General features: G+C 21.1%; 17 protein-coding genes and 1 tRNA gene. 6 read left to right on the top strand and 12 right to left on the bottom strand.

The genetic code is table 11. The annotated features are described in order from the left end of the window. Nucleotides 1–28 precede the first annotated feature (28 nt). Together ONB71_RS00855 and fbaA are read left to right on the top strand one after the other, a co-directional pair. Complete coding sequence (locus ONB71_RS00855; RefSeq protein WP_274360701.1) at nucleotides 29–1,216, top strand: phosphoglycerate kinase; 1,188 nt, start codon at nucleotides 29–31, stop codon at nucleotides 1,214–1,216. 88 nt (nucleotides 1,217–1,304) lie between these two features. Further along, the gene (gene fbaA / locus ONB71_RS00850) at nucleotides 1,305–2,384 is read left to right on the top strand and encodes a class II fructose-bisphosphate aldolase (protein ID WP_274360700.1); all 1,080 of its coding nucleotides are present in this window, start codon (nucleotides 1,305–1,307) and stop codon (nucleotides 2,382–2,384) included. Nucleotides 2,385–2,420: 36 nt separating this feature from the next. Here fbaA and eno read toward each other — a convergent pair whose 3' ends face one another. Further along, entirely contained in the window at nucleotides 2,421–3,719 is a 1,299-nt protein-coding gene (gene eno / locus ONB71_RS00845) for a phosphopyruvate hydratase (protein ID WP_274360699.1), read from the bottom strand. 28 nt (nucleotides 3,720–3,747) lie between these two features. Continuing rightward, entirely contained in the window at nucleotides 3,748–5,370 is a 1,623-nt protein-coding gene (locus ONB71_RS00840) for a CTP synthase (protein WP_274360698.1), read from the bottom strand. Nucleotides 5,371–6,185: 815 nt separating this feature from the next. Between ONB71_RS00840 and ONB71_RS00835 the strand changes: the two genes are divergently transcribed. Together ONB71_RS00835 and tldD are read left to right on the top strand one after the other, a co-directional pair. Next, nucleotides 6,186–8,564, top strand: a complete 2,379-nt coding sequence (locus ONB71_RS00835; RefSeq protein WP_274360697.1) for a YhdP family protein — start codon at nucleotides 6,186–6,188, stop codon at nucleotides 8,562–8,564. Nucleotides 8,565–8,670: 106 nt separating this feature from the next. Continuing rightward, the gene (tldD, locus tag ONB71_RS00830) at nucleotides 8,671–10,128 is read left to right on the top strand and encodes a metalloprotease TldD (protein ID WP_274360696.1); all 1,458 of its coding nucleotides are present in this window, start codon (nucleotides 8,671–8,673) and stop codon (nucleotides 10,126–10,128) included. Nucleotides 10,129–10,547: 419 nt separating this feature from the next. Here the strand turns inward: tldD and lspA are convergent, their stop codons facing one another. From lspA to ribF, 3 genes are read right to left on the bottom strand one after another with little or no spacing between them, the layout of a single operon-like run. Beyond that, on the bottom strand, nucleotides 10,548–11,030 hold the full coding sequence (lspA, locus tag ONB71_RS00825) for a signal peptidase II (RefSeq protein WP_274360695.1): 483 nt from the start codon (nucleotides 11,028–11,030) through the stop codon (nucleotides 10,548–10,550). Continuing rightward, nucleotides 10,999–13,812 (bottom strand): isoleucine--tRNA ligase, encoded by a 2,814-nt coding sequence (gene ileS, locus ONB71_RS00820; RefSeq protein ID WP_274360694.1) that lies wholly within the window; start codon nucleotides 13,810–13,812, stop codon nucleotides 10,999–11,001. The genes lspA and ileS overlap by 32 nt, the downstream gene beginning before the upstream one ends. Nucleotides 13,813–13,837: 25 nt before the next feature. Beyond that, nucleotides 13,838–14,773 carry a bifunctional riboflavin kinase/FAD synthetase gene (gene ribF, locus ONB71_RS00815; protein WP_274360693.1) on the bottom strand — a complete coding sequence of 312 codons (936 nt, stop codon included), beginning with the start codon at nucleotides 14,771–14,773 and terminating at the stop codon, nucleotides 13,838–13,840. 200 nt (nucleotides 14,774–14,973) lie between these two features. Here ribF and rpsT point away from each other — a divergent pair, with 200 nt between their 5' ends. Beyond that, on the top strand, nucleotides 14,974–15,234 hold the full coding sequence (gene rpsT, locus ONB71_RS00810) for a 30S ribosomal protein S20 (RefSeq protein WP_274360692.1): 261 nt from the start codon (nucleotides 14,974–14,976) through the stop codon (nucleotides 15,232–15,234). Nucleotides 15,235–15,237: 3 nt separating this feature from the next. On the opposite strand, the gene ONB71_RS00805 is transcribed toward rpsT, so the two are convergent. From ONB71_RS00805 to dnaK, 3 genes are all read right to left on the bottom strand, one after another. Continuing rightward, a complete protein-coding gene (locus tag ONB71_RS00805; protein WP_274360691.1) occupies nucleotides 15,238–16,407 on the bottom strand; it encodes a Na+/H+ antiporter NhaA in 1,170 nt (389 codons plus the stop codon). 60 nt (nucleotides 16,408–16,467) lie between these two features. Next, on the bottom strand, nucleotides 16,468–17,598 hold the full coding sequence (dnaJ, locus tag ONB71_RS00800; protein WP_274360690.1) for a molecular chaperone DnaJ: 1,131 nt from the start codon (nucleotides 17,596–17,598) through the stop codon (nucleotides 16,468–16,470). 88 nt (nucleotides 17,599–17,686) lie between these two features. Next, nucleotides 17,687–19,606, bottom strand: a complete 1,920-nt coding sequence (gene dnaK, locus ONB71_RS00795; RefSeq protein WP_274360689.1) for a molecular chaperone DnaK — start codon at nucleotides 19,604–19,606, stop codon at nucleotides 17,687–17,689. 507 nt (nucleotides 19,607–20,113) lie between these two features. On the opposite strand from dnaK, the gene ONB71_RS00790 reads away from it, so the two are divergent. Further along, nucleotides 20,114–20,188: transfer RNA gene (locus ONB71_RS00790), tRNA-Arg, on the top strand. A 121-nt stretch (nucleotides 20,189–20,309) separates the two neighbouring features. Here ONB71_RS00790 and ONB71_RS00785 read toward each other — a convergent pair. The 4 genes from ONB71_RS00785 to ONB71_RS00770 all read right to left on the bottom strand — a co-directional run bounded on the left by ONB71_RS00785 (nucleotide 20,310) and on the right by ONB71_RS00770 (nucleotide 24,280). Beyond that, nucleotides 20,310–21,131, bottom strand: a complete 822-nt coding sequence (locus ONB71_RS00785; RefSeq protein ID WP_274360688.1) for a symmetrical bis(5'-nucleosyl)-tetraphosphatase — start codon at nucleotides 21,129–21,131, stop codon at nucleotides 20,310–20,312. A 72-nt stretch (nucleotides 21,132–21,203) separates the two neighbouring features. Then, nucleotides 21,204–21,998, bottom strand: a complete 795-nt coding sequence (gene rsmA / locus ONB71_RS00780; protein ID WP_274360687.1) for a 16S rRNA (adenine(1518)-N(6)/adenine(1519)-N(6))-dimethyltransferase RsmA — start codon at nucleotides 21,996–21,998, stop codon at nucleotides 21,204–21,206. Next, nucleotides 21,991–22,986, bottom strand: coding sequence for a 4-hydroxythreonine-4-phosphate dehydrogenase PdxA (pdxA, locus tag ONB71_RS00775; RefSeq protein WP_274360686.1), 996 nt, complete (start codon nucleotides 22,984–22,986; stop codon nucleotides 21,991–21,993). Before pdxA ends, rsmA begins: the two co-directional genes overlap by 8 nt. After that, nucleotides 22,979–24,280 (bottom strand): peptidylprolyl isomerase, encoded by a 1,302-nt coding sequence (locus ONB71_RS00770; RefSeq protein WP_274360685.1) that lies wholly within the window; start codon nucleotides 24,278–24,280, stop codon nucleotides 22,979–22,981. The genes pdxA and ONB71_RS00770 overlap by 8 nt, the downstream gene beginning before the upstream one ends. Nucleotides 24,281–24,286 lie beyond the last annotated feature (6 nt).

Raw genomic sequence — 24,286 nt, 5'->3', positions numbered from 1 at the left:
ATTTAAAATCAATTTAGGAGGTTTTATTATGTCTATAATCAAAATGACCGATTTAAACCTTAAAGATAAAAAAATATTAATACGTGCTGATTTAAATATTCCAATGAAAGAAAAAAATATTATTTCAGATGAAAAAATTAAAGCATTCATCCCTACAATAAATATAGCTCTTAAAAAGAAAGCAAAAATAATAATTACTTCACATTTAGGAAGACCTATAGAAGGTGAATACAATGATAAATTGTCATTAAAACCAATAGTATATTATTTACAAAAAATATTTAAAAATAAAAAAATAATTTTAATAAAAAATTATTTAGAAAAAATAAAGATAAAAATAAAAGAAAATGAATTAATAATATTAGAAAATGTAAGATTTAATATAGGTGAAAAAAAAAATGACGAAAAATTATCTAAAAAATATGCATCGTTATGCGATATATTCATCATGGATGCATTTGCAAGTATACATCGTTGTCATTCATCCACTTATGGTATAAGTAAATTCGCAAAAATATCATGTGCAGGGCCATTATTATTAAAAGAATTAAATTCTTTAAATAAAGCGCTTAAAAAACCTAAAAGACCTATGGTAGCCATTGTGGGAGGATCAAAAGTATCTACTAAATTTAATATATTAAATTCACTTGCAAAAATAGCAGATAATGTAATAGTAGGTGGAGGAATAGCTAATACCTTTATAGCAATAGATAATAAAATAGGTAAATCTTTATACGAACCTGAATTTATAGAAACAGCAAAATATTTAAAAGAAAAATATTCATTTATAATACCTACAGATTGTTACGTAAGTACTGAGTTTTCCGAAACTGCAACATCAACATACAAAAAAATTAATGAAATCTTAGATGAAGAAGAAATAATGGATATAGGTGACAAAACTATAAATAAGATAAAAATATTAATAAATAAAGCTAATACAATATTATGGAATGGTCCTGTAGGGGTTTTTGAATTTAAAAATTTTAAAAAAGGAACAAAAGAAATAGCTTATAGTATAGCAAAAAGCAAAGCATTTTCTATAGCAGGAGGAGGGGATACATTATCAGCAATAAATATATTTAATATAAAAGAAAAAATTTCCTATATTTCTACGGGAGGAGGAGCGTTTTTAGAATTAATAGAAGGAAAAGAATTACCTGTAATATCAATTTTAAAAAAACAAAAAAAAAAATTTAATAAATTGTTACTTTAAATTAAATTTAATATTTCATATAATTATATTTTATAAATAAAATATCAAATATAAAATATTATTTTAAATTTAATTTTAAGGGTTTTTTATGACTAAAATTCTAGATATATTAAATCCTGGTGTTTTAAACAGCCATGATATGAAAAAAATATTTAATATAGCAAAAGAAAAAAAATTTGCTATCCCAGCTATAAATTGTATAGGAATAGATTCAATAAATGCAGTACTTGAAACAGCAAATAATATTAAATCACCTGTAATTATTCAATTGTCTTACGGAGGAGCTAAATTTATTTCTGGAAATTGCAAAGAATCAAAAAAAAAACATCATTTAGCTGTTATAGGAGCAATATCAGCAGCTAAACATGTACATTTAATGGCAAAAGAATATGGAATACCAGTTATCTTACATACTGACCACTGTAATAAAAAACTTTTACCATGGATCGATAAATTATTAATAGCAGGACAAATATATTATAAAAATAAGGGAATACCATTATTTTCTTCACATATGATTGATTTATCTAATGAAATATTAGAAAAAAATATTAAAATTTCTAAAAGATATTTAACAATTATAAAAAAAATAGATATGATATTAGAAATAGAATTAGGATGTACAGGAGGAGAAGAAGATGGCATTGACAATAGAAAAATAAAAAAAACTAATTTATATACAAAACCTGAAGATGTAAACTATGCATATAAAAATTTAATATCTATAAGTCCTAACTTTATAATAGCAGCTTCATTCGGTAATGTGCATGGGGTATATAAGCCAGGTAATATAAAACTACTACCTAAAATTTTAAAAAAATCACAAAAATATGTAAGTAACAAACACAATTTACCACATAACTATTTAGATTTTGTTTTCCATGGAGGCTCAGGATCAACTATAGAAGACATAAAAGAATCTATAAATTATGGAGTAGTAAAAATAAATATAGATACTGATATACAATGGGCTACTTGGGTAGGTATTTTAAAATATTATAAAAAATATAAAAAATATTTAAAAACACAAATTGGAAACCCAATTGATATAAATAAACCTAATAAAACATATTATGACCCAAGATCTTGGATACGAGCATCACAAAAATCTATTTTAGCAAATTTAAAAATTTTTTTTAAAAAATGTAATGCAATTAATATATTATAAAAAATATATAAATAAAAAAAATAAAGACATTTTATATTAAAATGTCTTTATTTCATTAATACCATTAAATATTGCTCTTTCTCCAAGATGTTCTTCTATACGAATTAATTGATTATATTTCGCAATACGATCAGATCTGGTTATAGAACCAGTTTTTATTTGTCCCGCTGAAGTTCCTACAGCTAAATCTGAAATAAAAGCATCTTCAGTTTCTCCAGAACGATGTGAAATAATTGTAGTATAACCCCTAATTTTTGCTGTTCTAATAACAGATAAAGTTTCAGTCAAAGTACCAATTTGATTTAATTTAATCAAAATTGAATTAGCGATCCCCTTATCTATTCCAATTTTTAAATATTTCTTATTTGTAGCAAATAAATCATCACCAACTAATTGAACACGTTTACCCAAAATATGAGTTTGATACAAATATCCATCTAAATCTAATTCAGACTGACCATCTTCAATTGAAGATATAGAATATTCTTGTACCAATTTATCTAAATAAGATGTGAATTCTTTAGATGAAAAATTTTTATTTTCACCTTTTAATTTATAAATTTTATTTTTCTCATCATATAATTCGGAAGCTGCACAATCTAAAGCCAAAATAATATCTTTACCAAATTCATATCCAGCATTTATTATGGCTTGTTTTATTATAAGTAAACATTCTTCATTAGAAGATAAGTTTGGAGCATATCCTCCTTCATCACCAACATTTGTATTCATACCTCTAGATTTTAAAATATCCCCCAAAAAATAAAAAATTCTATGACAAATTTGTAAAGATTCCTTTATATTTTTAGCAAGAATAGGTTGAATCATAAATTCTTGAATATCAATATTATTATTAGAATGCATGCCACCATTAATAATATTCATCATAGGTAGTGGTATAGAAAATTTATTTTTTGTATTATTAATTTCAGCAATATATGCGTATAATGGAATATTTTTAGATAAAGATGCAGCTTTAGCTACAGCTAAAGAAACAGATAAAATAGCATTAGCTCCTAAATTAGATTTATTTTCTGTGCCATCTAGATCAATCATTATTTGATCAATATTTACTTGATCTCTAGCATCTTTTCCTATAATTTTATTAGATATAATATTATTAACATTATTAACTGCTTTTATAACACCTTTACCCAAAAATCTTTCATTATCAAGATCACGTAATTCTAATGCTTCTTTAATACCAGTAGAAGATCCAGAAGGCACAGATGATAATCCCACAAAACCACCCGATAAATGTACTTCTGATTCTACTGTAGGATTTCCTCTTGAATCTAATATTTCTCTACTAAAAACTTTGATAATTTTGAACATTGAATTCTCCAAAAAATATTTAAAAAAATTAATTGTAATTTTTATATTTATTTGCTGCATTAATAAAACCTATAAATAATGGATGGGCACGTAATGGAGTAGAATTAAATTCTGGATGAAATTGACATGCTAAAAACCATGGATGTGTTATAATTTCTACTATTTCAACCAATTCATTGGTTACGGAAATACCAGAAATAACAAGCTCAGTATTAACAATATCTTTCAATAAAAATTTATTTATAGCATAACGATGTCTATGTCGTTCTAAAATAATATCAGAAGAATATAAATTTCTTGCTAAACTATTACTACTTAATAAACATTTCCTATTACCTAACCTCATTGTTCCACCTAAATTACTATTATTTATAAATTCATATTTATTATTACTACACTTATTAATTAAAGAAATTATTGGATATTTGCATGTTGGATTAAATTCCACTGAATCAGCTTCATAAATACCTAATACATTACGTACATATTCAATAAAAACAATTTGTATACCCAAACAAATACCTAAAAAAGGTATATTGTTTTCACGTGCATATTTAGTAGCAAATAACTTACCATCAATACCCTTACAACCAAAACCACCAGGAATCAAAATACCATGTAAATCACTTAAGAGAGTAAAATCACCATTTTCTAGATCTTTAGAATTAATCAACCTAACATCTACTAAAGTACGATTATGTAAACCACTATGTTTTATAGCTTCTAAAACAGACTTATATGCATCAGGAAATTTAACATATTTACCGACCATTCCAATGGTAACATAATAAACCGTATTTTCTTCTTTATAAACAATTTCATCCCACGCAGATAAATTAGCCTGGGGTAAGATCATGTTTAAATGTTTACAAACATAATTATCTAATTTTTGCTTTTTAAATAATTTGGGTATCTTATAAATGGAATTAAGGTTTACGAGTGATATAACAGCATCGTTATTTACATTACAAAATAATACAATTTTATTTAAACTACTGGAGGAAATTAAATCATCGGATCTACAAATTAATACGTCAGGTTGAATACCTATAGATAACAATTCTTTAACAGAATGCTGAGTGGGTTTTGTTTTTATTTCTCTTGCAGTTTTAATATATGGAACAAATGTTAAATGTATATACATTGTATTTCTACGAGTAAAATCAATACTCATTTGACGAATAGCTTCCAAAAACGGTAGGGATTCTATATCTCCAACAGTACCACCAACCTCTACAATTAATACATCATAACCATAACCACATGCAATAATTTTTTTCTTAATCATATCTGTAATATGAGGTATCACTTGAATAGTAGATCCTAAATAATCTCCTTTTCTTTCTTTACATATAACTTCATTATAAATACGTCCTGTCGTACAATTATTACGATATGTCATTTTACTTTGAATAAACCTTTCATAATGTCCTAGATCTAAATCAGTTTCAGACCCATCTTCTGTAACAAAAACTTCTCCATGTTGAATAGGACTTATAGTCCCAGAATCAATATTTATGTAAGGATCTAATTTCATAATCGTTATTTCTAATTGTCTGGACTCCAAAATATTAGCCAGAGCAGCAGAAGCTACACCTTTACCCAAAGATGATACAACACCTCCAGTCACAAAAATATATTTTGTTAACATATCAACTCACAATATTATCAATTTTAAAATAAAAAATTAAAAAATGACTCCAAAAATACTAATAAATATTAATTTTATTATTTTTATAAATTTCATGTATACAAAAATCATATTCTATATACAAATAATTAAATATACTTAATAAAATTTATTTAAAAACCAATCTTTAAAAAAAAAAATTAATTTTCAATAAATATAAATAAAATTTTATAAAAATTAAATATTAATATGTAAAAATTAATATTATTAAATATTTTAAAAATATAAAATTTAAATAAATATTATCATATAATCTAAAAATATATATTTTAATAAAAATAATAACTTTAAAAAATTATTTATCATATCTATTAAACTGAAGATAATTTTAATTTATCTTAAAATATTTAAATAAATAATTAATATTTAATTAAATAAAAATATATTTATTAACCTTTTAAATATTAATTAAAAACCTGAAAATTAAATTCAATATTATTTTCTTATAAATAAACATTTTATTACTATAAGTTAATTATATTCAAAGTAATTATAAAAAATCACATTTTTTTTAAATAAATTATCATTTAAAATTTAAATTAAATATATATTAAAATTATTAAATTTACACTTAGGTAGTTATAAAAAAATAAATGAAATATTTTTTTATCAAAATATTACCTATGAAATTAAATACAATATAATAAGAACATAATAATTATGTTAAATAAAAAATAATACTCTTGATATCAATAAATATTTTTATATTAAATAAAAATTAATAAAAAAAAATTTTTATTAAAAATTAAATACTTATATAAATAAATGAGCAAATAGTGAGAAAATTATTAAAAATATTATCAATAATTATAACAATATTAACCATTGCAATAACATATATAATAATCAATATTAATTTAATTTTAATAAATTTAAAAAATTATTCAGAAATAATATTTTATTCAATATCAAAATATAAAAATATTTCAATACATGTTAAATCAATTCAAGGAAAATTTAATTTATTTAATCCTTTAATAAAAATAAAAAAAATATTTATAATATATCCGAATAAAGACAAAATACTGATAAATAAATTAATTTTTACAATAGATATAAAAAAAACAATTTATAACTTAAATTTTTATATAAACCATTTAAAAATAAAAAAATTAAATATAAATACTAATTCAATAAACCTAAAAAAAAATGAAAAATTATTTCTACCTAATCTAAAAAATATTAAAAAAATATTTAGCAAATTTAATAATTTAAATATATCTAAAAGTAAATTAAATATATTTGATCCAATTAAAAAAGAATATAAAATAATATCTTTTAATTTATATATTAATAAAAAAAAATATTTTTTAAAAAATAAATCGATAATTAATTTATTAAATAATAAAAAGAATAAAACAAAAATAAAAATAGATTTTAAAACTAAAATAGTTAAACTTTTATTTAATATAAAAAATAAAATTTATGTTAATAAAATATACAATCTTAAAAATAATGAACAAAAAAATTATACAAAGGGTAAAATTAACTTTTACATATCAAGTAAAATAAAAAACGAACAAAAAAAATCAGATAAAATACAAATAAAATATCTTTACTATAAAAATATTAATGAAAAAAATACATATTTTATTAATATAAAAGATACAAAAATAAAAATAAACAAAATAAAAAAAAAAATAAAATTTAATATAAAATATATAAATATAAATAATAAAATTTTATTAAAAAAAAAATTTTGTTTAAGTTTTTATACAAAAAAAAAATACAAAAATAACATTAAAAAAAGTAAAAATATTTTTTCTAAAATATTTTTGTATAATAAAGAATTAAAAATAAAAATTAAAAATAACGAAAACATTTATTGTGACATTTACATAAATTTTAATAAATTAAAAAAAAATATAAAAAATAAAATAGAATTATCAAAATTAACAAGTAAAATAAATATAAATTTAATAAACTATAATATAAATTATATAATAAAATTCTTAATTAATATAAAAAATAAAAATGAATTTAATATAATAAATTCATTAATTAATATAAAAAAAAAAACAATTCATATAAATAATATAATCATCGGAAATACAAAAAAAATAAATATTAAAATAAAAATAGAAAAAAAAGAAATATTAAATAGCACAATATTCATTAAAAACAAATTAAAAATATTTCTTGATTTGATAAATTCAAAAAATCAATACACATTAAAAAACAACATTAATAACAATCAAAAATGGATAAAAAACATAATAAACAATCTTACATTAAAAAGAAATAACATAATCTCAATTAAATATATAAAAATTAATATAAACTATATAAATATAACGGGATTAATATATAAAAATATAATTTTTATTATATATAAAAATGAAAATACAATTAGATTAAAAATCATAAAAAACAAAAATATTATAGAAATAACATTTAATAAAAATAATTTTTGTAAAATTTATATTCATTGTATAAATAAAAAAATTAATATTGATAAAATACCAATAAAAAAAATAAACATTAACAAATGTTGGTTAAACGACATCATTTTATACGCAAAAAACATAAGTTTTTCAAATAAAAAAATATCATTTGATATAAATAAAACAAATAATTCAAATTTTCATTCCAAAACACATGTAATAATAAAAATCACAAAAAAACACAAAATAATTTTAATAGGTAATATATATGGACATAATATTCAAAATTTATTTAAATATTTAAATATACAAGTGCCAATAAACAATTCAAATTTTTTTATAAAATATTATTTAACATGGAATAAGATATCATTAAATAATATAAATAATCGCTTAAATGGAATAATTGAAATTAATTTAAATAAAGGTTTAATAAAAAATATTAATGTAAAAAAAATAATAAAAAAAATAAATATTAAACTTATTTTCATAAATGTAAATATCATTATAAATGATTTATTACCTAAAAAAATATTTTTTAAAAAAATATTAGGAATAAGTAAAATATCAAATGGAATAATATATTTAAACAATATTTTATTGATAACTAAAAATGAAAATTTAAAAATAAATGGAAAAATTGACTTAAACAAAAATAAAACAAATATCAAAACAATAATAGAACCCAAAATATATAAATCTATAAAAATTATAATAAAACTATTAATAGAAAAAATTTTGAAATTGAAAAATAAACTATTAAATTATTGATAACATACTTATGTTAAATAAAAAAATACTTATGTATAATAATACAATATTAAAATATTATAAAATCAATAAAAAATTAAACAAAAATAACATATAGGTTGTCAAAATGAATAAAAAATCAGTTATAAATGATATTTTAACAAAAAACAAAATAAATAAAGAAGATATATTTTCAATACTTGATAAATTCAAAAAAAAAAAAATAGAATATGCGGAATTTTACTTTCAAAAAAAAAAAAATGAATCTTTAACATTAGAAGATAAAATAATTAAAGAAAATTACTACAATGTGACTCAAGGAGTTGGAATTAGAATTATTAATAATGAACAAGTTGGATTTTCTTATTCTAATGAAATAAACAAAAAAATATTAGAAAAAAGTATAAATATAATAAATAATTTTATTATAAACAAAAAAATAAACAAAAAAATAAAATACAAAAATATACCAATATATATAAGATATAATAACATTAATCCATTAAATCAAATAAAAAATAAACAGAAAATTGATTTATTACATAATATAAATAAATTAGCTAAATCAATTGATAATAGAGTTAAAAAGGTTACAGTACAATTAACAGGTTCCTATGAAAAAATATTAATAGCTAATACAGATGATTATACATTACATACAGATATAAGACCATTAATAAAATTATCTATAAATGTATTAGTAGAGGAAAACAATAAAATAGAATATGGAACAAGTGGAGGAGGAGGTAGATTTGATTATAAATATTTCATAAAAAAAAATGATAATGGTGATATACATGCAAATACTTGGACATATGAGGCGGTAAGAATTGCATTAATTAGACTTCATGCAAATGAATCACCTGGTGGTAAATTACCTGTCGTACTTGGAAACGGATGGCCTGGAATATTATTACATGAAGCAATAGGACATGGTTTAGAAGCGGATTTTAATTATAAAAACACTTCTGTATTTAATAAACAAATAGGAAATAAAGTAGCATCAAAATTATGCACAATAATAGATGATGGAACCATTCAACAAACAAGAGGATCAATTACAATTGACGATGAAGGAACTCCAGGACAAAAAAATATACTGATTAAAAATGGAATTTTAAAAAAGTATCTTAATGATAAATTATATGCACGTTTAACTAATACAATAACCACAGGAAATGCAAGAAGAGAATCTTACGCACATATACCATTACCTAGAATGACAAACACATATATGTTATCTGGTAAATCTACTCCAGAAGAAATAATAAATAGTATAGATTTTGGAATATATGCTGTAAACTTCAATGGAGGACAAGTAGACATAACATCCGGACAATTTGTTTTTTCAGCTTCAGAAGCATATCTAATAAAAAAAGGTAAAATATGCACAGCTATAAAAGGAACAACTTTAATTGGTTCAGGAATAGAAGTTATGAAAGAAATTTCCATGATAGCAAATGATTTAAAATTGGATGATGGAATGGGTACATGTTCAAAAGATGGACAAAATATCCCTGTAGGAGTTGGATTACCAACATTAAAAATTAATAAATTAACCATAGGTGGTACAAAATTTAAATAAAAATATAAATTTATATAAAAAAATACAGTTTTATTAATATATTTAACTTATTTTATTACTAATTTTAGATAATTAAAAATTATATTATCTTTTATTAATTATTACTATTGAATAAATAATTAAAATAATACTTATTATATATACTTTACTAATTAAATACCATTTAATCTTAATATAATTAAAAATATCAATTTTATCTTTAATAAATAATAATTATAAATATTTAAATAATTTTATTTAAACCAAATATTTTAAAATAAATAATAAAATTATAAATTCATAATATTAATTTACCATTTTTGTATTAAAATATAAATTAACATAAAACTTATATGATCATTTAAAATAAAAATCATATGAATTATTAAACTAAAAAAAATAATAAAATATTAAATATAATAATTTATAAATAAAATTTATTATTTTAAAAATAATAAAAATACACCAAAACAAATAAAAAAATCTGCAAAATTAAAAGTTGCAAAATGATAATTTTTTATATGTAAATCAATAAAATCAATAACATAACCATTAATAATTCTATTAATTAAATTACCAATCGCTCCACTTAAAATAAATAACATAGAAATTATTAATTTATTATTATATATATCTGAAATATATAATTTAATAAAAATAATAAATATTATCAAAACAGATATAATAATTATTAACCAATATTCAAATGTACTATTACTAGATAATAAACTAAATGCTATACCATAATTTCTAACATAAAATAAATTTAAAAAAGAAAATAATTCTATTTTATTAAATAAAATAGAATTATCTCTTGCTATTTTTTTAGTATAAAAATCAATAAATATTAAAATATTCATAATAAAAAAATACAATATTTTAAAATATAATTTATATAAAGAAACGTTTTTCACCTTTACCATATAAATTAATAATACATCTTTTACATAAATCAATAAAATCTGACCTTTTACCTACACTAATATCATAATGCCAACATCTAGCACATTTATTTCCATAAGCTTTTTTAACAATTATTTTTAAACCATCAATAACATTACTTTTAAAAGAATTTACAGGAGATAAGAAATAATCCATTATTAAAACATCAGAAACAAGAAAAAAAAACTTTAATTCCTTAATCAAATAATATAATAAACCATTAATTTTATTAGTAACATATAATATAACTGAACAATCTAAAGAATTAAATATAACCTTATTAAAACGTAATTTTTCTATTATTTTATTAATTTCATTTCTAATTTCTAATAATATATTCCAAATACCATCATCAACTATATAATTATCATCAATATTAATCCATGTTTCAGTAAATATATACTCTGTACGCTTACCAGGTAAAAATTTCCAAATTTCATCAGCGGTAAAAGATAATATAGGAGAAATACAACGAACAAGAACCTCAAGAATATAATAAATTGTCGTCTGACAACTCAAATTAGCAATATTATCACTCTTTAATGTATATCTTCTATCTTTAATGATATCTAAATAAAAAGATCCCATATCTATAGAACAAAAATGTACTAATTTTTTAACTACATCATGAAAATTATAATTATTATAAAGATCTATAATATTATTTTGTAATTTTTTAATACAATAAATTATCCATTTATCTAATGACAACATATTACATTTATCAACTATATCAATTTTAGGATCAAAATTATTTAAATTCGCCAATAAAAAACGAATAGTGTTGCGTATACGTCTATAAATACTTATTGAAGTATTTAAAATATCATTAGAAATAGAAATTTCATTAAAATAATCAGAATATGCAATACATAAACGTAAAATATCAGCTCCAAATTTATTAATAATATAAGAAGGCTCTATAATATTACCTAAAGACTTAGACATTTTATGACCTAAAGAATCAACAACAAATCCATGTGTTAAAACTTGATGATAAGGGGATCTATTATTAATAATCATAGAAATGATTAAAGAAGACATAAACCATCCTCTGTGTTGATCAGAACCTTCAAAATAAACATCAGCAAAACAACTATTAAATTCTTTTCTTTTAGATAATACTGAATAAACTGTCGCTCCAGAATCAAACCATACATCCAATATATCAATAATTTTAATATATTCTTCTTCATTAATATTAAAAATTTTTACATAATCTATTTCCCACCATATATCAACACCATTTAATTCTACAAGATCAGCAACTTTTTTCATTAAATCAATTGTATTTGGATGCAAATCACCTGTATTTTTATTAATGAATAATGGAATAGGAACACCCCAATTTCTTTGCCTAGAGATACACCAATTAGGTCTTTTACTAACCATAGATAACATATTATTTTTAGCCCATGTTGGTAACCATATAACATTTTCTATTTCTTTCAATATTTTTTTACGTAAATTATTTTTTTCTAAATTAATAAACCATTGATAAGTCGAAAAAAATATAACAGGGTATTTATGTCTCCAACAATATGGATAACTATGTTTTATTTCCTTACTATGTAACAATATATTTTTTTTATAAAATATTTCTAAAAGATCATTATTTGCATCAAAAATATTTAATTCATTTAATAAATAATGTACATTAAATAAATAATTACCATAAGAATCAATAATATTATTTGATTTTAATTTATACTTTTTACCAATCAAATAATCATCTAAACCATAATTAGGTGCTATATGAACTATTGCATTACCCTCATACAAATTAACATGATCACTGAGAACTAAAGGAACTTTATTATCTAAAAATGGATGAAAAAAATATAAAAATTCTAATTTTTTACCTACACAAACATTTTCCACAACAGAATAATTTTTTATATTTACTCTAATAATAAAATCTGAAAGTGAATTTTCAGAAATTATATAACCATAGTTATTATGTAACAATAAAATATAATTTAAATTAGGATGAACACATAAACCACTATTGGCAGGTATAGTCCATAAAGCAGTACTCCAAGCTACACAATATATAGATTTAAAATCTCTATTTTCATGAATACCAAATCTAAAGAGAACATCTTCAACATCAATTGATTTAAATAAAATATCCGCTGATAAAGAAATTTTATTACAATATTCAACTTCAGCTTCCGCCAAGGAAGATTGACATTTAACACACCAATAAACAGGAAAACATTCTCTATATAAATAACCTTTTTTTATAATTTTTATTAAAACTCTAATAATATTAGCTTCATTTGGATAATCCATAGTTAAATAGGGATTATTCCAATCAGCAATTACACCTAATCTAATAAACTCTTCTTTTTGTTTATTAACCTGTATATTAGCATATTGACGACAAAATTTTCTAAAATCACTCAATAACAATTTCTTTTTAGTTTGACTAATATTTTTCTCTATAACATGTTCAATAGGTAGACCATGACAATCCCATCCAGGTATATAAGGAGCATTATAATTTCCCAAACTCTTTGATTTAATTATTATATCTTTGATAATTTTATTCATAGCATGACCAATGTGAATATTACCATTAGCATAAGGAGGACCATCATGCAAAATAAATAATTTTCTATTTTTTTTAGCTGAACGAATTCTTGAATAAAGATTACCCTTGTTCCAATTATTTAAGATATCTATTTCTTTTTTTACCAAATTAGCCTTCATAGGAAATTTAGTATTTGGTAAATTTAAAGTATTTTTATACTTATTCATAATCATAATTTTATAAAATAAAATATTACATTTCTAATTTAAAATATCTTTTAACAATCATAATATCATTACTAATTTGTTTTTTTAATTTATCTATTGAATGAAAAAATTTTTCATCTCTTATTTTACAACAAAATAATATATCAATACGATAATAATATAAATTGATAAAAATATCCAATAAGTGTACTTCCATCTTTAATTTAGTCCCATAAAAAGTAGGACAAGTACCAATATTAGCAATTCCATATATAGGATCTAAAAATAATCCATAAATTTTAACAGCATAAACCCCTCTAAGAGGAAAAGTAGTATGATTAATAGATATATTTGCTGTGGGGTATCCAATAATATTACATCCAATAGAATTACCTTTTACAACACGACCAGAAATCATAAAAGATCTACCCAATAATAATTTAACATAATTAAAATCATTAACACACAAATACTTACGTATTAAAGAACTACTAATTCGTATTTTCTTATATAAATAAGTATTAATATTAACAACATTAAAACCATATTTTAAACCTAACCTTTTTAAATATTTTACATCACAATGACGTTTTGCTCCCAAACAAAAATCATCTCCAACAATCAATAATTTAATAAATAAATTATTTATTAAAAATTTTTTAATAAAAAACTTAGCATTTAAAGAAGCAAAATCTACTTTAAAACGAATACATAAAACTAAATCAATACCTAATGCAGACAAATATTTAACTTTTTCACGAAAAGAAGTTATACGGATAAAAGGGGTGAATGGTTTTAAAACTTCCAATGGATGGGGTTCAAACAATATTACCATTGTCTTCACATTATAATTAGAACCTTCTATACATAAACGCTTTAATAACATTTGATGACCTAAATGTACACCATCAAAATTACCAATAGTTAATACACATGTACGATACTCATTTTTTAAATTATATATACCACGTATTAAACGCATAATTTACTAAATAAAAATATTATAAAATAATTAATAAATTTAGATTATACTAATATAAAAAAATAAATATATAATTATTTTGGATTTTAATGTTATTTAAAATAATTAGAAAAAAAAATTTTTTAAATAAAATTATTTGCTAAAATAACTAAATAATTATATTAATATATAATTTATTATATTTTAATAGGAATAATATTATGACAAATACTAAATCAGCCAACAAAAGAATAAAAATAAACGAAAACAAAAGGAAACATAATGTTAGTAAAAAATCTATGATGAAAACATTTATTAAAAGAACACAAAATGCAATAAATGAAAAAAATAAAGAAAAAGCTAATATTGAATTTAAACAATTACAAAAAATTTTAGATAAATTAGTTTTTAAAAAAATTATACATAAAAATAAAGCTGCTAGACATAAATCAAATTTAACCATTAAAATAAAAACAATTTAAAAATCAATTTTTTTTAAATTGTTTTTTTATCATTAAACATCCTAATATACCGGATACTAAAGAAGATAAAAAAACTCCTAATTTAGCTATTTCTATTAATATAAAATCATAACTACTATTATATGAAAGTAAAATAATAAAAATAGACATTGTAAAACCAATTCCAGAAATAATACCTGCGGATAAAATATTATAAATATTTAAATCAATTAACATACTTTTACTTTTTAATTTAGTAAAAACCCAACTAAAAAATGTTATACCTATAGGTTTACCTAAAAATAAACCAAAAAATATACCTAAAAATAAAAAAGAAAAAAAATCTTTAAAATGAATATGTAAGAAACAAACACCAGAATTTACAAAAATAAAAATAGGTAAAATTATTTTATCTACGAAAAATCTTAAATTAGAATATAAAATTCTATCTAAACTAACATTATTAATTATATATCTATCAGATGAAAATAATCCCATAAATAGTCCAGTCATAGTTGGATGTATCCCGGATTTAAATAACATAAACCACAAAAATAAACCACAAAATAAATAAACAATAAGACTTTTATTTTTAAAAAAATACAACAAAAATAAAAATAAAATATTTAAAAAAGATAGAAATAAAAAAAATATAGAAATATTCTTATTATAAAATATAGCAATAATTAAAATTGCAATTATATCATCAAAAACAGATAATATTAATAAAAAAGTTCTAAATGAAACAGGAATATAAGAATTTAATATTGATAAAATACATATAACAAAAGGTATATCTGTAACAGTTGGAATAGCCCAACCATGTCTAATAATTATATTATTGAAATTAAATAAATAAAAAATCAATCCAGGCAATAACATCCCTCCTAAAGCAGCAAAAGCAGGTAAAAAAATAACATAATTATTAGCTAAAAAACCCATAAATCTTTCATATTTAAGTTCTAAAATTATTTTAAAAAACAAAAATGTCATTAAAAAATTATTAACAAAAAAATACGTAATATAACTAAAATTAAAACCTAAAATATTAAAATTATGTGGTAAATATATTAAAGAAAAATATATTTTTTTAGTATAATTATTATTGGCAAGTAATAATGTAATAAAAAATACCACTAATAAAAAATAATTATTATTTATTTTATTAAAAAAAAACCTACAACATTTAACCATAATATAAACAAATAAGAATGTAAAAATTATAAAAATTTTAGATAAAATAAAATTAAAATATCAACGTGTTAAATCATCAAAAAATTTTTTAACTCCATTAAAAAAATTTTTTGATTTAGGATTATTTACTTTAGAAGATGAACAATCAAGACTTTTACCTAATTTATATAATAATTTTTTTTGTTCATAATTTAAATTAACAGGTGTTTCCACAATAACTTTGCACAATAAATCACCTAAATAATTACTCCTAATAGATCTTACTCCTTTACCCCTCATACGAAATGATTTACCAGTTTGTGTCTCAGCTGGTATTCTTAATTTTATTCTACCATTTAATGTTGGTACTTCTATTTCACCGCCTAAAGCCGCCATTATAAAACTAATAGGAACTTCACAATATAAATTATTATTTTCTCTTGAAAAAATAGAATGACTTTTAACTTTTATTTCAACATATAAATCACCTGAAGATCCACCTCTCACACCATATTCACCTTCACCTGTTAAACGAATCTTATCACCAGTATCTACCCCGGATGGTATTTTAACAGACAATGTTTTATTACGTTTAATACGCCCATTACCATCACATAAATTACATGGATCATTTATAACTGATCCATCACCACTACAAGCTGGACAAGTTTGTTGTACAGTAAAAAAACCTTGTCTCACTTGAACTTGACCAGCACCATTACATGTTTTACATAATTTTGATTTTGTACCTCTTTTGGCACCACTACCCCTACAAACATTACATCTTTGTAAAACTGATAATTGTATTTTTTTAGTAATACCAATTACTGCTTCCTCCAAAGTAACATCTAACTCATAACATAAATCTGAACCAGAAGATTTATGTTGACGACGTCTAGAATTACCAAAAATATCTCCAAAAACATCACCAAAAATATCTCCAAAATCAGCATTAGTATGATAAGAAGTATGAGAAGAACTATTGTTATTAAATGCTTCATAACCATACTGATCATAAGATGAACGTTTTTGTTTATCACTTAAAATTTCATATGCTTCTTTTACTTCCTTAAATTTATCTTCTGCTAATTTATTACCCTGATTACGATCAGGATGAAACTTAATGGCTAATCGTTTATAAGCTTTTTTAATATCACGATTACTAGCAGATTTAGAAATACCCAAAATATCATAACAATCTTTTTTAATCATTGTATAATTTACTCTTAATAATTATATAACTATAAAATATAAAAAATATAACCACATATATTAAAAAATATAAAAATATAAAATAAAATTATTTTTTATTATCTTTTATCTCTTCAAAATCAGCATCCACAACGTCTGAATTTTGTTTATTATTATTTTTTGTTTTAGATGATGTTGATGAAGACATTTTATCTTGGTTCTTCATGGCTTCTATAAGTTTATTAGAAACTTGAATTAAAGATTGTATTTTACTTTGTATATCTTCCTTATTATCAGATTTTAAAGATAATTCTAAATCATTTAAAGCATTTTCTATAATATTTTTATCATCTAAAATTAATTTATCACCGATATCTTTTAATTGTTTTCTAGTACTATGTAATATTTGATCTCCTTGGTTTTTTACTTGAACTAATTCTTCAAATTTACGATCAGATTCAGCATTATTTTCTGCATCACGTATCATTTTATCTATTTCACCTTCATTCAAACCGGATGATGCTTTGACAGTTATTCTTTGTTCTTTCCCTGTATTATTATCTTTAGCAGATACATGTAAAATACCATCAGCATCAATATCAAAAGTAACTTCAATTTGTGGTATACCTCTAGGAGCAGGTTGTATACCATCCAAGTTAAATTGACCTAAAGATTTATTATCCAAAGCACGTTTACGTTCACCTTGTAATACGTGTATAGTAACAGCTGATTGATTATCTTCAGCTGTAGAAAATACTTGACTATGTTTAGTAGGTATTGTTGTATTTTTACTTATTAAAGAAGTCATTACTCCACCCATAGTTTCTATCCCTAATGATAAAGGAGTAACATCTAATAACAAGACATCTTTGACATCTCCAGATAAAACTCCTGCTTGCACAGCTGCTCCTATAGCTACTGCTTCATCAGGATTAACATCCTTACGAGGTTCTTTTTTAAAATATTCTGCTACCTTTACTTGAACCATAGGCATACGAGTTTGACCACCAACTAAAATTACATCATTTATATTTTCTACAGACAAATTTGCATCTTTTAAAGCAACTTTCATAGGTTCTATGGACTTATAAATTAAATCTTCAACTAAAGATTCTAATTTAGCACGAGTAACTTTAATATTTAAATGTTTAGGACCATTAGAATCCGCTGTTATATACGGCAAATTAACATCAGTTTGATGTGTAGAAGATAATTCAATTTTAGCTTTTTCTGAAGATTCTTTTAAACGTTGCATAGCCAATGGATCATTATGAAGATCAATACCAGTATCTTTTTTAAATTCATTTACCAAATAATTTATCAAACGGCTATCAAAATCTTCTCCCCCTAAATGAGTATCTCCATTAGTAGCTAAAACCTCAAAGGTTTTTTCACCATCAACTTCATCTATTTCTATCACAGAAATATCAAAAGTACCTCCACCTAAATCATATACAGCAATAATACGATTACCTTTTCCTTTGTCTAAACCATAAGCTAAAGCTGCCGCAGTTGGTTCATTAATTATACGTTTAACTTCTAATCCAGCTATACGACCAGCATCTTTAGTAGCTTGCCTCTGAGCATCATTAAAATATGCAGGTACAGTTATAACAGCTTCATTAATAACTTCTCCTAAATAATCTTCTGCTGTTTTTTTCATTTTCTTTAAAATTTCAGCTGAAATTTGAGGAGGTGCCATTTTTTTATTTTTTACATTTAACCAAGCATCACCATTTTTAGATTCAACTATTTTATAAGGCATTATTTTAATATCACGTTGCACTTCTTCATCTTTAAAACGTCTTCCTATTAAACGCTTTATTGCAAATAAAGTATTCTCTGGATTTGTCACTGCTTGACGTTTTGCAGGTTGACCAACTAATATCTCATTATCTTGAGTATATGCTATAATAGAAGGTGTGGTACGATCACCTTCAGAATTTTCTAAAACTCTAGCTTTATTACCATCCATAATAGCAACACAAGAATTAGTAGTACCTAAATCAATACCTATAATTTTACTCATATAAAAACCTCTTAAATAAATTTAATTACTATATACAAAATCTGTAAATTTTATTTAATTATAAACTCTATATGTCAATTTAGATGGGGCCGCTTAATTAAGCATCAAGAGCAAAAACAAAAAATATTTTAAAAAAATAAAAATTAGTTAAACTAAAATATAATTAATTTTATTAAATAAAACATAACAAAAAAAATTATCAGAAAATAATTTACTTAATATATCAACTAAATACATCTAAAATATGTAAAAAAACATACAATTATCAGTAATAATATTTATTTCCAAATTAAAAAAATAAAAAAAAAACTATAAAACATTAACTATAATTAAACTTGCACATTTTCATTTAAATAAATTCAAAACTGAAAATAAAATAAAAATAAACAATTTTTAGTATACAATATATTTTCATAGAAAAGATTTTTAACAAAAAAGAAAAATTATCAAATATATGTACAAAAATATTAATTTTATCATACTCAAAATAAACAATATATAAAAAATGCGCCCTTAGCTCAATATGGATAGAGCAACAGCCTTCTAAGCTGTAGGTTACAGGTTCAATTCCTGTAGGGCGTAATAAATAAAAATAATTAATATAAAATATATGTACAAAAAAAAGTATATTTAAATAAAAATTAAAAAATTAAAAAACAATTGATAATAACAAAACTTATTTAATTAAATAAGTTAAATAAAATTATTTATTTTTAAAAAAAGATTTTACTTTAAAAAACTTATTATCTTCCCATCTAAACATTATTAAATATCCACCCCAACAACATCCATAATCTAAAAAAATAACATTAGAAGGTAAGTTAACATTAATTAAAGAAGACCAATGTCCAAATATTATTTTATAATCATCTGGTATAGCATTTGATTTTAAATACCAAGGTACTAAATGAGAAGGTGCATAAAATGGACTTAATTTGCATAATAATTCCAATTTGCCATCTGGTAAAAAATATCTCATGTTAGTAAACACATCCAATATAAAATTCATATTTTCAAAATCTATTGATTTAAATAAAACATCAATAACTTTATCATTAAATACATAATTTAGAAAAACATCATAAATACTACTAGATAATATTTCATTTATTAATTCAGAATGATAAATTAAAGTACTAATATTCCATTTTGGATGAATACCAGCATGAGATAAAATTATTTTTTTACTTTTATCAATTTGAATAAATGGTTGATGTCGTAACCAATTAATTAAATCAAGTATATCATCAGATAAAAATATAGAAGATAAATTTTCTTTAATTTTAAATTGAACAATATTTAAATAAATCGCAATAAATAATAAATCATTATTACCTAAAACAACACGTGCACTTCTATCTAAAGAACAAATATATCTTAAAACATCTAAAGATTTATTTCCTTTAAAAACCAAATCTCCAGTAGTCCATAATACATCTTTATTAGGATCAAAAAATACCTTTTTAAGCAAAAGTTGTAATTCATCATAACAACCATGTATATCACCTACAAAATAATTACTCATAAATTAATATTCTTTAATAATAAATTATTTTACATAATAAATTATAACAAATTTAAAATTAAAAAAAATATTTTATAAATTATTAGATAATCTACAAAAATCATAAACAGAAATATTTTCAGCACGAAAATCAGGGTTAATATTTAATCTTATTAAATCTTTAACAGTAAAAAAATTACTTAAACTATTACGTAACATTTTTCTACGATACATAAAAGCAAATTTAACAATTAAATTAAATAATTTAATATTATTAACTTTATAAATATTTTTACCACGAGGTATAATCTTAACAAAAGAAGAATCAATTTTAGGATTAGGAATAAAAGATTTAGGATAAACATGAAATAAAAAAAATATTTCATAATAATATTGCATAATAACAGTTAATCTGCAATAATTTTTACTTCCTGGAGAAGAAATCAACTTATCTACAACTTCCTTTTGCATCATAAAATTCATATCTTTTATATGATTTATATATTTAATTAAATGAATAATTAAAGAAACTGATATATTATAAGGTAAATTACCAAATATTCTAATATTTTTATTATAAATTAAAGAAAAATAACAAAAATTAAAATTCATAACATTTTGTTTAAAAATAACTACATTAGAAGAAACCAATTTATTATTACATAAATACGAAACTAAATCTTTATCTAATTCAATAACAAATAATTTTTTTATAAAATTACTTACAGGTATAGTTAAAGATCCAAAACCCGGACCTATTTCAATTAAAACATCATTATATAAAGGGTTAATAACATGAATAATATTTTTTACAATTTGCTTATCTATAAGAAAACATTGACCTAAACTTTTTTGAACAACATGTCCCTTATATATAAAATTATTCATAAATATTTCTAATTATTTTAATTGCACATTTTATGGCATTAATAAAACTAGTAGGATCAGCTTTACCAGTTCCCGCTAAAGATAGAGCAGTACCATGTCCAACAGATGTACGAATAAAAGGTAAACCCAAAGAAATATTTATAGTTTTATTAAAGCCACAAAATTTTAATACAGGCAATCCCTGATCATGATACATGGTTAATATTATATCTGAACATGTTATGTATTTAGAACAAAATATAGTATCAGGAGATAATGGACCAATTAATCTTAATTTTTCATTAATACGTAACTTGTTTAAAACTGGTATAATAATTTTGTTTTCTTCATCACCAATGAAACCATTTTCACCCACATGAGGATTTAAACTAGAAACCCAAATTTTAGGATTTATTATATTAAATAGATATTTTAAATTTTTATTAATAATTCTAATAACAGTTGTTAAATTATGTTCTGTAATAAAAGAAGACACCTTTCTTATAGGTATATGATTAGTTAATAAAGCAACACGAAATCTATCATTCATTAAAACCATAACAATATTTTTAATATTAAAATAAGAGGAAAAAAAATCAGTATGTCCTAAAAAATTTATACCAGATTGATTCATTATGAATTTATTTACAGGACCAGTAATTAAAGCAAAAAATCTATTATTTATACAACCATCACAAGATAATCTTAATGTATTCAATACATATTCACTATTATATTTAGACAATTGTCCAAAAATAACTTTACTCTTTAATGGAACATCTAATAAAGTTAATGTACCCTTCATTTGAGGTTGAGGAATATCGTTAAAATTAAATTCACGTAAATCTAAAGGTAAATTCAATTTTTTAGCACGTTCTTTTAATAAATCACCTGAAGCACAAACAACTAGTTCAACAGGCCAATTCAATTGTGCTAATTTTACTACTATATCTGGTCCTATTCCACTAGGTTCACCAGAAGTGATTACCACACGATTATATCTATTCATTTTCATTATATATTTTTATATAAGAAAGTTTATTTAATTTTTTTAAAAACAATTCTTTTATCTCAAAATATTTATTTTTATACAAGTAATCATAAAATTTTATTTGTTCTAATACATGTAAATAATTAACTGTACGAATTCCTAATAATTGAATTAAATGCCAACCCATAGAAGATTTTAGTGGTTTACTAATTTGCATAACATTCAAATTAGATAAAACTGTTTTAAATATTTTATTTAAATGATCTGTACCAAACCATCCAAAATATCCATTTTGATCATTAAGAAATTTATTATCCATAGAAAAAATATTTATAGCATTATCAAAACTAATATCATCAAATTCAATTCTTTTTTTAATTAAAGATAATTTCAAAAACATATCGTAATCATTTTTAACAAAATAATTAGGTATAAATATATGACGAATACAAAATTCTTTAAATATTATTTTTTTTACTTTATTAAATAAATCCTTAATATTTACAATATAAAACCCCACAGCAGATTTTATGGGATAAGAAACATCTCCTATTCTACAATTAATTAAAAAATTTTCAAATATGACAGGTAAACTTCTAATTGTCTTATTTTTAAAAAAAATAATCTTTACTAGTTTTAAATGATCTACATATAATTTTTTAATATCTCTAAACTTAATTCCTTTTTTTAATTTTAAAAAAATTTCATTAGATAATGTCTGTTTCAATGCAAATTCTTTACAATCATAATTTTCTGACAGAGGTATAACAAAACACCTTAAAAAATAAACATTATTTTTTATATATTTATAAAAAATATCTTTTTTAAATAAGTTCAATTCTTCATAAGGAATAAAAACATTTTTACTTATTTCATAATCTAATATCTTAGAAATTAAAATTTCTCTTTTAAGATATTTAAAATAAACACAATAATCAATACCATAACAAAAAAGATAAAATTTAAATTTTTTAAATGTAATATTAAGTTTATTAATTATATTTGATATATCATCTAAAACTTCTTTATTAGTAATATTAAATCTATATTTTTTGCTTAAAGAAAATATTAACCGATTGTTAATTAAATATTTTATAGATTGCTTACGTAAAACATCTCTATTAACTACTAGATTACTTAATAATTTCATTTGCATTTTTATGATACTCATCATATTTTGAATATCACTTTCTAAAATAATTTGATTATTTACTATTAAAGATATTTTATCTATAAAATATTCAAATGAATATGAATAATCACAATTAAATATTATTAAAATAATAAAAAAATAAATTTTTTTTTTTAACATAAATAT

The organism is Candidatus Purcelliella pentastirinorum, assembly GCF_028748785.1.
Taxonomy (GTDB): Bacteria; Pseudomonadota; Gammaproteobacteria; order Enterobacterales; family Enterobacteriaceae; genus Purcelliella; species Purcelliella pentastirinorum_A.
The sequence above is the reverse complement of the archived record's forward strand: the minus strand, read 5'-3'. Positions and strand labels throughout refer to the sequence as shown.

What these genes read in the sequence shown, in the direction of transcription:
- dnaK (WP_274360689.1), bottom strand. Translation starts at nt 19,606, where the DNA reads ATGAGTAAAATTATAGGTATTGATTTAGGTACTACTAATTCTTGTGTT.
- ONB71_RS00785 (WP_274360688.1), bottom strand. Translation starts at nt 21,131, where the DNA reads ATGAGTAATTATTTTGTAGGTGATATACATGGTTGTTATGATGAATTA.
- fbaA (WP_274360700.1), top strand. Translation starts at nt 1,305, where the DNA reads ATGACTAAAATTCTAGATATATTAAATCCTGGTGTTTTAAACAGCCAT.
- ONB71_RS00840 (WP_274360698.1), bottom strand. Translation starts at nt 5,370, where the DNA reads ATGTTAACAAAATATATTTTTGTGACTGGAGGTGTTGTATCATCTTTG.
- tldD (WP_274360696.1), top strand. Translation starts at nt 8,671, where the DNA reads ATGAATAAAAAATCAGTTATAAATGATATTTTAACAAAAAACAAAATA.
- eno (WP_274360699.1), bottom strand. Translation starts at nt 3,719, where the DNA reads ATGTTCAAAATTATCAAAGTTTTTAGTAGAGAAATATTAGATTCAAGA.
- pdxA (WP_274360686.1), bottom strand. Translation starts at nt 22,986, where the DNA reads ATGAATAGATATAATCGTGTGGTAATCACTTCTGGTGAACCTAGTGGA.
- dnaJ (WP_274360690.1), bottom strand. Translation starts at nt 17,598, where the DNA reads ATGATTAAAAAAGATTGTTATGATATTTTGGGTATTTCTAAATCTGCT.
- ONB71_RS00770 (WP_274360685.1), bottom strand. Translation starts at nt 24,280, where the DNA reads ATGTTAAAAAAAAAAATTTATTTTTTTATTATTTTAATAATATTTAAT.
- ONB71_RS00855 (WP_274360701.1), top strand. Translation starts at nt 29, where the DNA reads ATGTCTATAATCAAAATGACCGATTTAAACCTTAAAGATAAAAAAATA.
- ileS (WP_274360694.1), bottom strand. Translation starts at nt 13,812, where the DNA reads ATGAATAAGTATAAAAATACTTTAAATTTACCAAATACTAAATTTCCT.
- ribF (WP_274360693.1), bottom strand. Translation starts at nt 14,773, where the DNA reads ATGCGTTTAATACGTGGTATATATAATTTAAAAAATGAGTATCGTACA.
- rsmA (WP_274360687.1), bottom strand. Translation starts at nt 21,998, where the DNA reads ATGAATAATTTTATATATAAGGGACATGTTGTTCAAAAAAGTTTAGGT.
- lspA (WP_274360695.1), bottom strand. Translation starts at nt 11,030, where the DNA reads ATGGTAAAGGTGAAAAACGTTTCTTTATATAAATTATATTTTAAAATA.
- ONB71_RS00805 (WP_274360691.1), bottom strand. Translation starts at nt 16,407, where the DNA reads ATGGTTAAATGTTGTAGGTTTTTTTTTAATAAAATAAATAATAATTAT.
- rpsT (WP_274360692.1), top strand. Translation starts at nt 14,974, where the DNA reads ATGACAAATACTAAATCAGCCAACAAAAGAATAAAAATAAACGAAAAC.